Annotated in this window: 3 protein-coding genes; all 3 read left to right on the top strand. The window is 67.8% G+C overall.

The window, feature by feature from the left end:
• The coding region (locus tag WAW17_RS12460) for a cupredoxin domain-containing protein (RefSeq protein ID WP_422333282.1) at positions 1-310 on the top strand (310 nt) is incomplete at its 5' end.
• Between the two features lie 11 nt (positions 311-321).
• Positions 322-690: a plastocyanin/azurin family copper-binding protein gene (locus WAW17_RS12455; RefSeq protein WP_422333281.1), complete on the top strand. Its 369-nt coding sequence runs from the start codon at positions 322-324 to the stop codon at positions 688-690.
• Between the two features lie 278 nt (positions 691-968).
• Positions 969-1,673, top strand: a 705-nt coding sequence (locus WAW17_RS12450; protein WP_422333280.1) for a S8 family serine peptidase, incomplete at its 3' end; no start/stop codon positions are given.

Genomic DNA, 1,673 nt, shown 5'->3' with positions numbered 1-1,673 from the left:
CTTCGGATCCCGGCGGCACCCCCCGCCCGACTCCGCGCCGCGCGGGGACGCTCCGCTGGTGCGGGCCACCATGAAGAACCTGGCCTTCATCCCCCGGCGGCTCGAGATCGTCGCGGGAACCACGGTGGCCTGGAAGAACGACGATCCGCTGGACCATACGGTGGTCGCCGAGGACCGGAGCTTCGACTCCGGCCTGATCCGGAGTGGAGACACCTGGCAGCGGACCTTCAGCCGGCCCGGCACCTATGAGATCACCTGCACCCCGCACCCCTTCATGAAGGTCACCGTCGTAGTGAAGCCGGCCCCATGACGCTCCGCCTGATGGGGTTCGCCCTGCTGGCCGGGGGGGCCGCCTGCTTCTCTTCCAGAAGCCCGGTGGATCCCAACGATAACACCGGCGAGTGCCGCTTCTCCTCGACCGGTGTGGTCCCGGGGACCACGGTCATTGCGATCAAGGCCCTGTTGTTCCAGCCGGCCGAAGTCCGGATCCGGACCGGCGGCACGGTGACCTGGGTCAATTGCGAGACCGAAGGCTTCGAGGCCCACACCACCACCGCCGATCAGGGGGAGTGGAGCTCGCCGAACATGATCGCCAGCGATGTGTTCTCCCATACTTTCCCCCAGCCGGGCCGGTTCACCTACCACTGTGCGCCCCATCCCTTCATGACCGGGGCGGTCGTGGTGGAGTGAGCCTGAGCCGCCCGGCAGCCGCAGCCGTCATCGTTGTGCCTGTGGTGATGTGCACGTAACTTGCTTCCTACCGACGCGCACTCTTTCCCACGTAGGCCAGGCCGGGGTGGTGGCTCAGTTTTGCCGCTTACCGCTGTGTCGGGTCGCTGTTACGCCCATTTGGTGAGGATACTTCCGTGCAGCACCGCCTTCGGTTGGTTGCAGTGGGTGCAGCTTTTGTCATCGCCGGCTGTTCGGACAGCACAATTCCCACGGAGGGCACGCCCAGCGCCCCTCTGATGTCGCCGCAGGTCCAGGGCGGCCAGGCCCAGGAGACCTACATCGTCGTGTTCCGGAACGGGGTCGCCGACGTGCCGGGTCTGGCCCGGCAGCTGGCGACGGAAAACGGCGGCGAGCTCGGCTTCACCTACCAGCACGCGATCCGCGGGTTCTCGGCGACCTTGCCCGCTGCGGCCATCGAGACGCTGCGCCGGCATCCGCTGGTGGCAGTCGTCGAGGCCGATCAGGTCTTCACGATCTCGGCGACCCAGAGCCCCGCGACATGGGGCCTTGATCGGATTGACCAGGCCAATCTCCCCCTGAGCGGGAGTTACACCTACAACGCCACCGGGGCCGGGGTCCGGTCCTACATTATCGACACCGGCATCCGGAACGGGCACAACGATTTTGGCGGCCGGGCCTCTTCGGGATTCACGGCCATCAGCGACGGTCGCGGCACCGACGACTGCCACGGGCATGGCACCCACGTCGCAGGCACGGTCGGCGGCGCCACCTGGGGCGTCGCGAAGAGCACCTCGCTGATCGCGGTGCGGGTCCTCAACTGCCAGGGATCGGGCACCACCAGCGGCGTGATCGCCGGGGTGGACTGGGTCACCGCCAACCACGTCAAGCCGGCCGTCGCGAACATGTCGCTCGGCGGTGGCGCGAGCGCGACGCTCGACAACGCCGTCGCCAATTCGATCGCGGCGGGCGTGACCTACGCC

The organism is Rhodococcus sp. (in: high G+C Gram-positive bacteria), assembly GCF_049286785.1.
Lineage (GTDB): Bacteria > Actinomycetota > Actinomycetes > Mycobacteriales > Mycobacteriaceae > Rhodococcus_F.
The sequence above is the reverse complement of the archived record's forward strand: the minus strand, read 5'-3'. Positions and strand labels throughout refer to the sequence as shown.